This window comes from Streptomyces bicolor, assembly GCF_000719285.1.
Classification (GTDB): Bacteria; Actinomycetota; Actinomycetes; order Streptomycetales; family Streptomycetaceae; genus Streptomyces; species Streptomyces bicolor.
Genome location: NZ_JOFS01000018.1, coordinates 96,474 through 108,710, shown reverse-complemented (window position 1 = coordinate 108,710; position 12,237 = coordinate 96,474). Strand labels below are relative to the sequence as shown.

Here is a 12,237-nt window from a genome sequence, read left to right as displayed (position 1 = left end):
CCGAATTGGGGATACGCGCCCGTAAAGGATCACTCGGCGGCGGCCGCGCTCACGCGCTCGCCGTTTTCGCTGGTCAGAGTGAGATTGCGGTGATCGAGTGCGTACTTCACCGTGCCGTCGAAGAGCTTCAGGAGGCTCTTCTCCGTATCCATGAGTGAGGTGTCGCACATCATTCGGGTGGTGGACGCGGTGCCGAGCGTGATACTGCCGTCGCTCACCGTCGCGGTGGCCCTCACCTTGTTGCAGCCGAGACTGCCGCTGACCATTCCGGTCTTCTCGTCGAAGGTGAGGTGGGCCTTGCCGTCGGTGTCGGGGCTGGTGATGGTCCACTTCGTGCCCTTGAGCAGGGCGGCCTCCTGCTTGGTGAGGGCGACGCGGTCGCCGTCCGCGGTGGTGAGGGTGAGCTTGTCGCCCTTGACCTCGGCGGTGAGGTCGCCGGCGGAGAGGGTGCGGGCGAGGGTCGTCTCGAAGTCCGTGGGGACGCCGTCGCAGGCCATCTCGGTCGCCTGCATCTTGTCGAAGGTGACGTGGCTGTCGGCGAAGGCGGCGTCGGCGCCGAAGTTGTTGCAGCCGAGGTTGCCCTTGACCTCGCCGCCGTCGGCGATGCGCAGCCAGGCGCTGTTCGGAGCGGCGCTCTTCTTCCCGTCCACGGTGATGTCGTCGACAGCCCAGTGGACGCCGGTGACGGAGGCCGCCGCCCCCGTGCCGACGGTGTCGCTGCCCGCTTTTTCGTTGCCGCAGGCCACGGCGAGCGGGAGGAGGGTGAGTGCGGCGAGAGCGGCCAGTCGCTGCGGTTTGTCCATGCCGAGTGTGTCCATGCCGGTGGGACGGGAGGGACACCGGACCGGTTCCGCTCGGTTCCGCTTGTCGCCCGTCAGCCCATGAGCGGCAGCAGCCCGCCCAGGTCCGCCCGCTCCCCGCTCGCGCTCACCCTGGCCTCCGCCACGGCGTCCTGCCACGCCACCCGCCCGGTCGCGAGCCGGATCCAGGTCAGCGGGTCGGTCTCGACGACGTTGGGCGGGGTGCCCCGGGTGTGCCTCGGCCCTTCGACGCACTGCACGACGGCGTACGGCGGGATCCGCACCTCGGTCGAGCCGCCGGGCGCCTTCGCGGCGAGGGCGTCGGCGAGGAGGCGGGTGCAGGCGGCGAGGGCCTGGCGGTCGTGGGGGATGTCGAGGCCGGGGACGGCGGCGTTCAGGTCGTCGGTGTGGACGACGAGTTCGACGGTACGGGTGACCAGGTAGTCGGCGAGGGTCATGGCGCCGGTGCGGGCGGCGAGGAGGCGGTCGCCGGGGGCGTCCGCCAGCTTCTGCGTGAGGCGTTCCTCGACGCGGGCGTAGAGGGCCGGGAGGTCGGGGTTGTCCGCGGCGAGTCCCCGGGTGTGGTCGGCGATGTCGCCGGCGCGGGCGGCGGTGGCGAAGGGCCAGTCGAGGAGGGTGAGCTCGGCCTTCGCCGGTTCGTCGCGGTCGAGATTGCGGCTGACGGTCTCCACGGCCATGGTCACGTGCGCGGCCAGGTCCCGTACGGTCCAGCCCTCCAGGCGGGTGGGGAGGGCGAGTTGCTCGTCGGTGAGGGTGCGTACGCCCTGGCGTAGGTTCCCGAACTGGGCGAGCACCGCGGTGCGGATCCTGGCGGGGTCGTAGGTGCGGGCGCGTTTCTTGGCCGGGGACATGGGGCGAGACTAGTCGGCGTGGGAGGCGGGGTCGGCGGAGCGTGCCCAGGGGTACAGGCGCACGGCGATGCCTATGGGTACAGGCGCACGGCGATCGAGTAGAAGCGGGTGATCTGGTCGCCGCTGCCGTTGTCGTCGGAGACCAGATACAGGGGGCGCCAGCCGGTGTAGCGCCCGTCGGTCCACTGCTCGCCCAGGGCCATGCCCTCCACGTTGTCGACCAGCGGGTTGAGCTGCGCCGATCCCGGAGTGGCGACCATTCCGGGACCGCCGGCCGGGCAGTTCGCGAGATCGAACAGGACCGTTTCTCTGGCGTAGACGTCCGCGGGGAGGCCGTAGAGGGAGTCATCGCCGGTCACGTCGCGTGCCCGTGCGAGAGACAGCTGGACGACGCGGACGGACGTGCCCATGCCGGCCGTGTACTGGCGCTCCAGGGCGAGCAGCCGCCCGTGGTCGTCGACGGCGACCAGTTCCACCAGGTTCATTCCGTCGCCGGCCAGGTAGGCGTACTGCCGGTCGGGGGTGTAGGTGCCCCCGGGCGTGCCCGTGTAGTGCTGGATGCGGATGATGCCCCGGCCGCGTTGGTCGCCGTCCTTGGCCAGGGGTGCCTCCCATCCCGCATAGAGGTGGCGGCCGTCCGGCGAGAGGGCGAGGGATTCGATGCTGCGTCCGATCTGGGCCCCGCCCGCGGGCCAGTACCGCAGGTCCTTCGGGATGGGGAGGTCCGCACCGATCTGTCTGCCGTCGGCGATGTCGAAGCGCCGGATGGCCGGGCCGGTCTCGGAGCCGACCAGTGCCGTCCGGCCCCCTTTCTCGACCGCCAGGGCCTCCCCGTCGTACCACTCGGGGAACCCCTCGCCGTTCGCGCGTCGCAAGGTGTGCCCCGTGTCGGCGGAGGGGCGCAGGTCGAAGGGGCTGCCGAGGGCGAGCGGGAAGATCAGGCCCGGGGAGTTGTCGGCGAGCGCGAGGGCCTGGACGCCGGGGCCGCCGGACACGAGGGCGAGGGAGGAGAGACCCTCGATCGCCTCGTAGTCGACGTTCTTCTTGTCCAGGGCGTCGGAATGGTCGAGCAGCACCGCCCGGGGCTGGGTGCCGCCGTCCGCCGGCGTGCCGCATGCCCCGGTCGCCGGCGAGGGATGGGTGCGGTGCCACCAGTCGGCGGCGGGGGCCGCACCGAGGCCGACTGCGAGCCCCACGGCCCCGGCGACCAACGACCACGCGAGGGTCCGCAACCGCCCTCGGCGCACCCCGTCGACGGGCGGGACCGGCGGGGTCAGCGGCGGGAGCACGGCGACGTTGCGGATGAAGTCCAGCCGGCCGACCCCGTTGCGGTCCTCGTCCTGGGGCTCCTGCGGCACCTCGGGTCTGCGGGCCGTGATGCGCTCCTTGACCGCCTGGAAGAGGGCGTGCAGGCCCAGCATCTTCGGTCCGTCCGGCAACCCGTCGCGCATGACGTCCACGAGGGCGCCGGTGAAGACGGTGCAGCGTTTGGCGTCGGGGGCGTGGGAGGGGCGGTCTCCCGGGGCGGAGGTCATGACGTAGGAACCGGCGACATCGCGCAGTGTCCCCACGGCCATCTGGCTGCCCTGCCTGGCGCGGTCCCCGGACATCTCGGTCAGCACGCGGCCGCTGAAGCAGCAGTCGAGGATCAGGACACGGCGCAGCGCGGCGCCGGTGTCACGGATGGCGCGCCGCATGTCACCGGCGCGGACGCAGGATTCCGGCTGGTCCTCCACCGAGCCGGGCAGCGTGAGCAGAAGCTGTCTCTCGTGACGGTCGATGAGTCCGTGGCCCGCGTAGTAGACCAGCAGGGTGTCCTCCGCGAGGAGTCCTGCTTCCCGGATCGGTCCGACCAGTTCGGCGGCGGACGTCGGGTTGGCGACCGTGACGATCCGGTCCGCCGGGATCCCCCAGATCTCGGGGTCCGTGAGCACGTCCCGCAGTTCGGCGAGATTGCGGCGGACGCTGCGCAGCGGCTCGAGATCCGTGTAGTCGTCCACGCCGATCAGCACACAGGCGGAACGGTGCGGATCGATACGGGAGGAGGTGTCGCCAACCGGTCGCTCCCCCGCACTTCCGGTCGTCACCGTCACTGCCCGCCTCCTCCGGCCCCGCCGTCCTCCGCGGCCTCTCCCCGAAGCCTGCGCAGGATGTCCTGCACCTCGGCGGAGTCCGCGCCGACGACGTTGACGGTGACCGGGGGACTGGGTCTGCGGCTCTGGCGCCAGGCCAGGTACGACAGCGGGAGCTGAACCAGGGCGGCCGCGGTGGACAGCACCGCGAGCACCGCTTCGAAGCCCGGCCCCATCCGCCCCGGGTCGTCGGCCCCGACCCGCTCCACACGGACGTGCCCCCGCAGCGACCGGTCGTCCATGAACCAGGAGAACAGGGACCGCAGTTCCTCCTCCTGGTCCGGCCCGGCCGCCTCGAACCTGATCTCCATCCGCCCCCGCTCCTCGGTGACCGCCCGGCGCAGTGATCCCGGCACACTCTCAGAATCACACACAACTACCTTGCCGCACCAAGAAGTTCGGGCACTGTCCCGTCGGCGCCGGAGTGCGCCCGCCACAGCCGCACACCCCCCGGACACGAACGGAGGTCCCGCCCTGTGCCGGGCGGGACCTCCGTTGTCGTACGACCACTTACGCCAGCAGCGCCGGAATCGTCGCCTCGTGCGCCTCGCGCAGCTCATCCAGGGAGAGCGTGAACTCGCCCTGCAGCTCCACCGAGTCTCCGTCGACGACACCGATGCGGGTGACCGGCAGGCCCCGCGCACCGCACATGTCGTTGAAGCGGACCTCCTCGGAGCGCGGCACGGCGACGACCGCGCGGCCCGCCGACTCGGAGAAGAGGAAGGTGAAGGCGTCGAGCCCGTCCGGTACGACCAGACGCGCGCCCTTGCCGCCGAGCAGCGCCGACTCCACGACCGCCTGGATCAGGCCGCCGTCGGACAGGTCGTGCGCGGAGTCGATCATGCCGTCGCGGGAGGCGGAGATCAGGATCTCGGCGAGCAGGCGCTCGCGCTCCAGGTCCACGGCCGGGGGCAGGCCGCCCAGGTGGTCGTGGACCACCTGCGACCAGGCCGAACCGCCGAACTCCGCACGCGTGTCGCCGAGGAGGTAGAGCAGCTGGCCCTCCTCCTGGAAGGCGACCGGGGTGCGCCGGGCCACGTCGTCGATGACACCGAGGACCGCGACCACCGGGGTCGGGTGGATGGCCACCTCGCCCGTCTGGTTGTAGAGCGAGACGTTGCCGCCGGTCACCGGGGTGCCCAGCTGCTGGCAGGCGTCCGCCAGTCCGCGGATGGCCTCCGCGAACTGCCACATCACCGCCGGGTCCTCGGGCGAGCCGAAGTTCAGGCAGTCGGACACGGCGAGCGGCTTGGCGCCGGTCGTCGCCACGTTGCGGTAGGCCTCGGCGAGGGCCAGCTGGGCGCCCGCGTACGGGTCCAGCTTGGCGTACCGGCCGTTGCCGTCCGTCGCGATGGCGACGCCGAGGCCGGTCTCCTCGTCGATGCGGATCATGCCGGAGTCCTCCGGCTGGGCGAGGACGGTGTTGCCCTGCACGAAGTGGTCGTACTGAGAGGTGATCCACTTCTTGGAGGCCTGGTTCGGGGATGCCACCAGCTTCAGGACCTGGTCCTTGAGCTCCTCGCTCGTCTCCGGCCGGGGCAGCTTGTTCGCGTCGTCGGCCTGGAGCTCGTCCTGCCAGGACGGGCGGGCGTACGGGCGCTCGTAGACCGGGCCCTCGTGCGCCACGGTCCGCGGGTCGACGTCGACGATCTTGCCGCCGTGCCAGTAGATCTCGAGGCGGTCGCCGTCGGTGACCTCACCGATGACGGTGGCGATGACGTCCCACTTCTCGCAGATCTCCAGGAAGCGGTCGACCTTCTCCGGCTCGACGACCGCGCACATCCGTTCCTGCGACTCGCTCATGAGGATTTCCTCGGGAGAGAGCGTCGAGTCGCGCAGGGGTACGTCGTCGAGGGTCACGCGCATGCCGCCGGAGCCGTTGGAGGCGAGCTCCGAGGTGGCGCAGGACAGGCCCGCCGCGCCGAGGTCCTGGATGCCGACGACCAGCTTCTCCTCGAACGCCTCCAGGGTGCACTCGATGAGGAGCTTCTCCTGGAAGGGGTCACCGACCTGGACGGCCGGGCGCTTGGAGGGCTTGGCGTCGTCGAAGGTCTCGGAGGCCAGGATGGAGGCGCCGCCGATGCCGTCGCCGCCCGTGCGGGCCCCGTACAGGACGACCTTGTTGCCCGCACCGGACGCCTTCGCGAGGTGGATGTCCTCGTGCCGCATCACACCGATGGCACCGGCGTTGACCAGCGGGTTTCCCTGGTAGCAGGCGTCGAAGACGACCTCGCCGCCGATGTTCGGCAGGCCCAGGCAGTTGCCGTAGCCGCCGATGCCGGCGACCACGCCGGGCAGGACGCGCTTGGTGTCCGGGTGGTCCGGCGCGCCGAAACGCAGCGGGTCCACGACGGCGACCGGGCGCGCACCCATCGCGATGATGTCGCGCACGATGCCACCGACGCCGGTCGCGGCGCCCTGGTAGGGCTCGACGTAGGAGGGGTGGTTGTGCGACTCGACCTTGAAGGTGACCGCGTAACCCTGGCCCACGTCGACCACGCCCGCGTTCTCACCGATGCCCACCAGCAGCGCGTCGCTCTGCGGGGCCTTCTCGCCGAACTGGCGGAGGTGGACCTTGGAGGACTTGTACGAGCAGTGCTCGGACCACATGACCGAGTACATGGCGAGCTCGGCGCCGGTCGGGCGGCGGCCCAGGATCTCGACGATCCGCTCGTACTCGTCCTTCTTCAGGCCGAGTTCGGCCCAGGGCAGCTCGACGTCGGGGGTCGCGGCCGCGTGCTCGACCGTGTCCAGAGGCGTCCGGCTCATGCGTTGACCAGCTTCTTGAGGATCGAGGTGAAGAACGGGAGGCCGTCGGTGCGGCCCGACCCGATGAGGGGCTCGACGGCGTGCTCCGGGTGCGGCATGAGGCCTACGACGTTGCCGGCCTCGTTGGTGATGCCGGCGATGTCGTTGAGCGAGCCGTTCGGGTTGCCGTATCCATCAGCGGCGTCGCCGCGGGCGAGATACCGGAACGCGACCAGGCCCTCGGCCTCCAGCTTGTCCAGCGTGTACTGGTCGGCGACGTAACGGCCGTCCATGTTCTTGAGCGGGATGTGGATCTCCTGCCCGCTCTCGTAGTCGCTGGTCCAGGCGGTTTCGGCGTTCTCCACCCGCAGCTTCTGGTCGCGGCAGATGAAGTGCAGATGGTCGTTGCCGAGCATCCCGCCCGGGAGGAGGTGGGCCTCGGTCAGGATCTGGAAGCCGTTGCAGATGCCGAGGACCGGCAGGCCGGCCTTCGCCTGCTCGATGACCGTGTCCATCACCGGCGAGAAGCGGGCGATGGCCCCGGCACGCAGATAGTCGCCGTACGAGAAACCGCCGCACAGCACCACGGCGTCGACCTGCTTGAGGTCCTTGTCCTTGTGCCACAGGGCAACCGGTTCGGCACCCGCGAGGCGCACCGCACGCTGCGTGTCCCGGTCGTCGAGAGAACCCGGGAAAGTGACGACGCCAATACGAGCGGTCACTTCGCGGCCTCCGCGACTTCCTCGATCCGGACGGTGAAGTCCTCGATCACGGTGTTGGCGAGGAAGGATTCCGCAAGCTCGTGGATGCGGGCGAGCATGGCCTCGTCGACCGGCCCGTCAACTTCCAGTTCGAATCGCTTTCCCTGACGTACGTCCGAGATGCCTTCGAAACCCAGCCGCGGCAGTGCGCGCTGCACCGCCTGGCCCTGGGGGTCGAGGATCTCCGGCTTGAGCATGACGTCGACTACGACGCGTGCCACGTGCACTCCCGGTGGTGTGGTGCTGAGCAGGTTCCTGCAGGTGGTTTCAGACTACCTGCACAAAATTTCTACGCGCGTCGACTTGTAGGAATCTACGTGACGGCCATCACGGCCCGACCGAAGACAGCCGGTCGGTGAAAAGTTCCGGAAAAGATCCCGGATCGACACCCGGTACCTATTGCGCTCGGACACGCGGAAGGGATTTAGTCGAACTTCACATCGCATTGTCTGGCACTGTACAAATGAATTGTCACCGTGCCGTACGAAGGGACCGATATTCGTGGCGCAGAAGGTCGTGGTCACGCTCTTTGACGACATCGACGGCTCGGAAGCGGCGGAAACGATCGCCTTCGGACTCGACGGCAAGTCGTACGAGATCGACCTGAATGAAGCCAATGCCGAGAAACTGCGTAAGGCGCTCGCGCCGTACGTGGAGGCCGGTCGCAAGCGGTCGAAGTCAGGCAAGGCGTACAAGCAGACCGAGGTCGCCCCGGACCCGGCGGCCGTGCGCGCCTGGGCGCAGGCCAACAAGATGGAGGTGCCGGCCCGCGGCCGGATCCCCAAGAAGGTCTACGAGGCGTTCAGCGCGGCGCAGTGACGCCGGCCGACGGTGTGGCTCAGGGCCTGTCAGCGGGCCCTGGCGTCAACCGACTTGCGCTACCCCCCTGCCGATCAGCTAATGTCTGGGACACGCCGCCGGGCGGGGCAGAAAAGCCCAGCTCGGGAGCTTGCGGGTGTAGTTCAGTAGCAGAACATCCCCCTTCCAGGGGGAAGGCGCAGTGTGCAATTCCTGTCACCCGCTCTGTACCGCCGTACCAACCGCTGTTGTGGATCAGGTAGGCTGGTGCTCGCGCCGATCGGTGAGAGCCGATCGGAGGCAATGCGGACGTAGCTCAGTTGGTAGAGCGCAACCTTGCCAAGGTTGAGGTCGCGAGTTCGAGCCTCGTCGTCCGCTCTTGATAGAAACCCCGGTCCAGTGGACCGGGGTTTTTCATGTGCCCGCGCGTCCGTCTGACATTTGTCATGCCGAGCCGTGACAGCGCGCACTGCTGCGGACGTCGGATCGCCGGGACGCTGGTGTCATGAACACCAACGAACACGAACACGTGATTGAGGTCACCGACCTGCGGCGTGTGTACGGGGGCGGGTTCGAGGCGGTGCGCGGAATCTCGTTCTCCGTGGACCGCGGCGAGGTCTTCGCGCTGCTCGGCACCAACGGCGCGGGCAAGACGTCCACCGTCGAGCTGCTGGAGGGGCTCGCCCGGCCCGCCGGGGGAAACGTGCGGGTGCTCGGGCACGACCCCTACGCCGAGCGGGACGTCGTACGGCCCCGGACCGGGGTGATGCTGCAGGAGGGCGGGTTTCCCTCCGAGCTGACCGTCGCCGAGACCGCGCGGATGTGGGCGGGGTGCGTGAGCGGGGCCATGCCCGAGGCGGAGGCGCTGGAGCTGGTCGGGCTCGGGCGGCGGGCCAAGGTGCGGGTGAAGCAGCTGTCCGGCGGTGAACGGCGGCGGCTGGACCTGGCGCTCGCGCTGCTCGGCAGGCCCGAGGTGCTGTTCCTGGACGAGCCGACGACCGGCCTCGACGCCGAAGGGCGCCGGGACACCTGGGAGTTGGTGCGGGAGCTGCGGGACGCCGGTACGACCGTGCTGCTGACCACGCACTACCTGGAAGAGGCCGAGAATCTCGCCGACCGGCTCGCGATCCTGCACGAGGGGCGCATCGCGGCGGCCGGCACACCGGCCGAGGTGACGGCGGCCCAGCCCTCGCGGATCACCTTCGAGCTGCCCGACGGCTGGTTCATGGGAGATCTGCCGCCCCTCGACGCCATGGGCGTGTGCGAGCACGAGGTCGACGGACGTGTCGTACGGCTGCGGACCCGCGAGCTGCAGCGGACCGCGACCCGGCTGCTGGTGTGGGCCGACGCGGCCGGGGTGGAACTGCGCCGGCTGGATGTGCGGTCGGCGTCGTTGGAGGAGGCGTTCCTGGGGATCGCGCGGGAGGCGGCGGAAGCCGCCGAGACGAAGGAGTACGCGGCATGAGTACGGCGACGACCACCCCCGTGGGGCGCATGACGGCCTTGGCCCGGGCCGAGCTGACCTTGCTCGGACGCAGCAAGGGCACGCTGTTCGCGGCGCTGTTCGTGCCGCTGTTGCTGCCCTTCAGTGTCCAGCAGGCGGCGAAGGGGATGGATCTGGCCGAGGCGGGCCTCACGCTCGGCACGGTCGTCCTGCCCGCCTCGATCGGCTTCTCGCTGCTCTTCGCGGTGTACTCGACGCTCGTCGCCGTCTACACCGGCCGGCGCGAAGAGCTCGTCCTCAAACGGCTGCGCACCGGCGAGCTGCGGGACAGGGAGATCCTCGCCGGGGCCGCGCTGCCGGCCGTGGCCACGGGCCTCGCGCAGTGCCTGGTGCTGGCGGTCGGCTGCGCCGTCCTGCTCGACGTCGGCGCGCCCCGCGCTCCCCATCTCGCCGTGCTCGGCCTGGTGTTGGGTCTGGTGCTGTGCGCGGCGCTCGCCGCGGTGACGGCCTCCTTCACCCGCACCGTCGAGAGCGCGCAGGTCACGACACTGCCCGTGACCTTCCTCTCCATGATCTCCTCCGGGATGTTCGTCCCCCTGGAGATGCTGCCGGACCGGGTGGCGTCGGTGTGCGAACTGCTGCCGCTGACCCCGGTGATCACCCTGCTGCGGGGTGGCTGGACCGGCGAGCTGTCGGCGTACGAGGTGATCGGGCCCGTGGTGACCGGGCTGGCCTGGACGGTCCTGGGCGTGTTGGCTGTACGACGGTGGTTCCGTTGGGAGCCGCGGCACTGAGGCAGGGGGACGGGGTATGCGCGGGCCGGGCACGTGGTGGCGGGGGAAGAGCACTCCGGCGAAGGTGGAGACGTATACGCGGGGGTCGTTCCACTTCTTCGCGGTGTCGGAGGTCGTGGGGGCCGTGATGCCGGTCGCCGCCGAGATCAGGAGTGGGCTGGGTGCCTGGCTGATGCTCCTGATGGCGGCCCACGCGGCGATCTGCGCCCTGACCGTGTCGCGGTCGGTGGACTGGGTGTGCGGTCGGCGTGAGCAGCCCGTACGGCTGCTGTGGACGCTCGGCGCCGCCACCGCGGTCGTCGTCGCCACCGCCTCCGCGGTCGCCGAGTACGGCCCGAAGGGTGACGGCGTCGACTCCGCGGCGGGCAGCGTCTTCGGCGTCGCCGCGGTCTTCGGCGTGGGCATCATGGCGCTCGGTGTGCGGGGGCGCAGGCGGGTGTACGGCCTCGTGGCGGGTTCCGCAGCGGGTGCGGGGCTCATCGTGCTCGCGATGACCGGGTCCCCCCTCGCCGCGCTGGTCGTCACGCCGATCCTGCTGCTCGGCTGTGGGTTCCTCGCCTTCACGGCCGTCTTCTCGGTCTGGCTGCTCAGGGCCGTCTACGAACTCCACGAGGCCCGCGAGACCCGCGCCCGGCTCGCCGTCGCCGAGGAGCGGCTGCGGTTCGGGCGGGATCTGCACGACGTGATGGGGCGGAACCTGGCGGTCATCGCCCTCAAGAGCGAGCTCGCCGTGCAGCTCGCTCGGCGCGGGCGGCCCGAGGCCGTGGAGCAGATGATCGAGGTGCAGCGGATCGCGCAGGAGTCGCAGCGCGAGGTGCGGGACGTCGTACGGGGGTATCGGGAGGCCGAACTTGGGGTCGAACTCGCCGGTGCGCAGGGGGTGTTGACGGCCGCCGGGATCGACTGCGAGGTGACCGGGGAGGCGGCCGGGCTGCCTGCCGAGGTGCAGTCGGCGCTGGCGTGGGTGGTGCGGGAGGCGGCCACCAATGTGCTGCGGCACGGGGATGCCGGGCGGTGCGCGGTGGGAGTGCGGGTGTCAGAGGGGCGTGTGGTGTTGACGGTGGAGAACGACGGGGCCGCGGGAGCCTCCGACGGAGGTGGCGGCTCCGGGCTCGCCGGGCTGCGGGAGCGGCTGGCCGCGGTGGACGGCACGCTGGAGGCCGGTCGCGTCGGGGAAGGGGTGTTCCGGCTGGTGGCGGAGGTGCCACTGACGGGGGCCGCATCGGACGTGCGGGAGGTCGCCGTATGACCGACCGGACCACCGGGGCCGTACGGCTGCTGCTCGCCGACGACGAGCATCTGATCCGGGGTGCGCTCGCCACACTGCTCTCCCTGGAGGACGACCTCTTGATCGTCGCCGAAGCGGCGAGCGGACCGGAGGCGCTGGCGATGGCGCGGGCGCACGAACCGGACGTCGCCGTACTGGATCTTCAGATGCCAGGGGCGGACGGTGTGAAGGTCGCCACATCCCTGCGCGCCGAACTGCCCGGCTGCAAGGTGTTGATCGTGACCAGTCACGGACGGCCCGGTCATCTGAAGCGGGCCCTTGCGGCGGGTGTGCGCGGGTTCGTCCCGAAGACCGTCAGCGCGCAGCGGCTCGCGGAGATCATCCGTACCGTGCACGCCGGAAACCGTTATGTCGACCCGGAGTTGGCCGCCGACGCCATCGCCGCCGGGGACTCGCCGCTGACCGCGCGGGAGGCCGAGGTGCTGGAGCTGGCCGCCGACGGGGCGCCCGTCGCGGAGATCGCGGAGCGGGCCGCGCTGTCGCAGGGGACCGTGCGGAACTATCTGTCGTCCGCCGTCTCGAAACTCGGGGCGGAGAACCGGCACGCGGCGGTGCGTCTCGCACGCGAGCGAGGTTGGGTATAGTTGCTCTCGCGCCACG

Annotated in this window: 12 protein-coding genes and 2 tRNA genes; 7 read left to right on the top strand and 7 right to left on the bottom strand. The window is 70.5% G+C overall.

The window, feature by feature from the left end:
* Window positions 1–29: 29 nt before the first annotated feature.
* The 7 genes from IF78_RS0123940 to purS form a co-directional block, all read right to left on the bottom strand.
* Window positions 30–803 (bottom strand): META domain-containing protein, encoded by a 774-nt coding sequence (locus tag IF78_RS0123940; RefSeq protein WP_031484395.1) that lies wholly within the window; start codon window positions 801–803, stop codon window positions 30–32.
* A 71-nt stretch (window positions 804–874) separates the two neighbouring features.
* Window positions 875–1,672 carry a maleylpyruvate isomerase family mycothiol-dependent enzyme gene (locus tag IF78_RS0123935; protein WP_031484393.1) on the bottom strand — a complete coding sequence of 266 codons (798 nt, stop codon included), beginning with the start codon at window positions 1,670–1,672 and terminating at the stop codon, window positions 875–877.
* Window positions 1,673–1,743: 71 nt separating this feature from the next.
* Window positions 1,744–3,765: a caspase, EACC1-associated type gene (locus IF78_RS0123930; protein ID WP_234439875.1), complete on the bottom strand. Its 2,022-nt coding sequence runs from the start codon at window positions 3,763–3,765 to the stop codon at window positions 1,744–1,746.
* Window positions 3,762–4,160: an effector-associated constant component EACC1 gene (locus IF78_RS0123925; RefSeq protein ID WP_234439874.1), complete on the bottom strand. Its 399-nt coding sequence runs from the start codon at window positions 4,158–4,160 to the stop codon at window positions 3,762–3,764. The genes IF78_RS0123930 and IF78_RS0123925 overlap by 4 nt, the downstream gene beginning before the upstream one ends.
* Window positions 4,161–4,314: 154 nt before the next feature.
* Window positions 4,315–6,573 carry a phosphoribosylformylglycinamidine synthase subunit PurL gene (gene purL, locus IF78_RS0123920; RefSeq protein ID WP_031484388.1) on the bottom strand — a complete coding sequence of 753 codons (2,259 nt, stop codon included), beginning with the start codon at window positions 6,571–6,573 and terminating at the stop codon, window positions 4,315–4,317.
* Window positions 6,570–7,274 carry a phosphoribosylformylglycinamidine synthase subunit PurQ gene (purQ, locus tag IF78_RS0123915; RefSeq protein ID WP_031484386.1) on the bottom strand — a complete coding sequence of 235 codons (705 nt, stop codon included), beginning with the start codon at window positions 7,272–7,274 and terminating at the stop codon, window positions 6,570–6,572. The genes purL and purQ overlap by 4 nt, the downstream gene beginning before the upstream one ends.
* Window positions 7,271–7,534 carry a phosphoribosylformylglycinamidine synthase subunit PurS gene (purS, locus tag IF78_RS0123910; protein WP_031484384.1) on the bottom strand — a complete coding sequence of 88 codons (264 nt, stop codon included), beginning with the start codon at window positions 7,532–7,534 and terminating at the stop codon, window positions 7,271–7,273. The genes purQ and purS overlap by 4 nt, the downstream gene beginning before the upstream one ends.
* 280 nt (window positions 7,535–7,814) lie before the next feature.
* On the opposite strand from purS, the gene IF78_RS0123905 reads away from it, so the two are divergent.
* The 7 genes from IF78_RS0123905 to IF78_RS0123875 all read left to right on the top strand — a co-directional run bounded on the left by IF78_RS0123905 (window position 7,815) and on the right by IF78_RS0123875 (window position 12,221).
* Entirely contained in the window at window positions 7,815–8,132 is a 318-nt protein-coding gene (locus IF78_RS0123905) for a histone-like nucleoid-structuring protein Lsr2 (protein WP_031484382.1), read from the top strand.
* 132 nt (window positions 8,133–8,264) lie between these two features.
* Window positions 8,265–8,336, top strand: a tRNA-Gly gene (locus tag IF78_RS0123900).
* Between the two features lie 80 nt (window positions 8,337–8,416).
* Window positions 8,417–8,489 (top strand) — tRNA-Gly (locus IF78_RS0123895).
* Window positions 8,490–8,616: 127 nt separating this feature from the next.
* Window positions 8,617–9,576 carry an ABC transporter ATP-binding protein gene (locus IF78_RS0123890; protein ID WP_031484379.1) on the top strand — a complete coding sequence of 320 codons (960 nt, stop codon included), beginning with the start codon at window positions 8,617–8,619 and terminating at the stop codon, window positions 9,574–9,576.
* The gene (locus IF78_RS0123885) at window positions 9,573–10,349 is read left to right on the top strand and encodes an ABC transporter permease (RefSeq protein ID WP_031484376.1); all 777 of its coding nucleotides are present in this window, start codon (window positions 9,573–9,575) and stop codon (window positions 10,347–10,349) included. Before IF78_RS0123890 ends, IF78_RS0123885 begins: the two co-directional genes overlap by 4 nt.
* Before the next feature lie 16 nt (window positions 10,350–10,365).
* Window positions 10,366–11,598, top strand: a complete 1,233-nt coding sequence (locus IF78_RS0123880; protein WP_031484375.1) for a sensor histidine kinase — start codon at window positions 10,366–10,368, stop codon at window positions 11,596–11,598.
* Window positions 11,595–12,221 carry a response regulator transcription factor gene (locus IF78_RS0123875; RefSeq protein ID WP_031484373.1) on the top strand — a complete coding sequence of 209 codons (627 nt, stop codon included), beginning with the start codon at window positions 11,595–11,597 and terminating at the stop codon, window positions 12,219–12,221. The genes IF78_RS0123880 and IF78_RS0123875 overlap by 4 nt, the downstream gene beginning before the upstream one ends.
* The last annotated feature ends 16 nt before the right edge of the window (window positions 12,222–12,237 follow it).

Bases quoted from the DNA above. Each gene is read 5' to 3' on its own strand.
- IF78_RS0123890 (WP_031484379.1), top strand. From the start codon at position 8,617: ATGAACACCAACGAACACGAACACGTGATTGAGGTCACCGACCTGCGG.
- IF78_RS0123940 (WP_031484395.1), bottom strand. From the start codon at position 803: ATGGACAAACCGCAGCGACTGGCCGCTCTCGCCGCACTCACCCTCCTC.
- IF78_RS0123885 (WP_031484376.1), top strand. From the start codon at position 9,573: ATGAGTACGGCGACGACCACCCCCGTGGGGCGCATGACGGCCTTGGCC.
- IF78_RS0123935 (WP_031484393.1), bottom strand. From the start codon at position 1,672: ATGTCCCCGGCCAAGAAACGCGCCCGCACCTACGACCCCGCCAGGATC.
- purL (WP_031484388.1), bottom strand. From the start codon at position 6,573: ATGAGCCGGACGCCTCTGGACACGGTCGAGCACGCGGCCGCGACCCCC.
- IF78_RS0123880 (WP_031484375.1), top strand. From the start codon at position 10,366: ATGCGCGGGCCGGGCACGTGGTGGCGGGGGAAGAGCACTCCGGCGAAG.
- IF78_RS0123875 (WP_031484373.1), top strand. From the start codon at position 11,595: ATGACCGACCGGACCACCGGGGCCGTACGGCTGCTGCTCGCCGACGAC.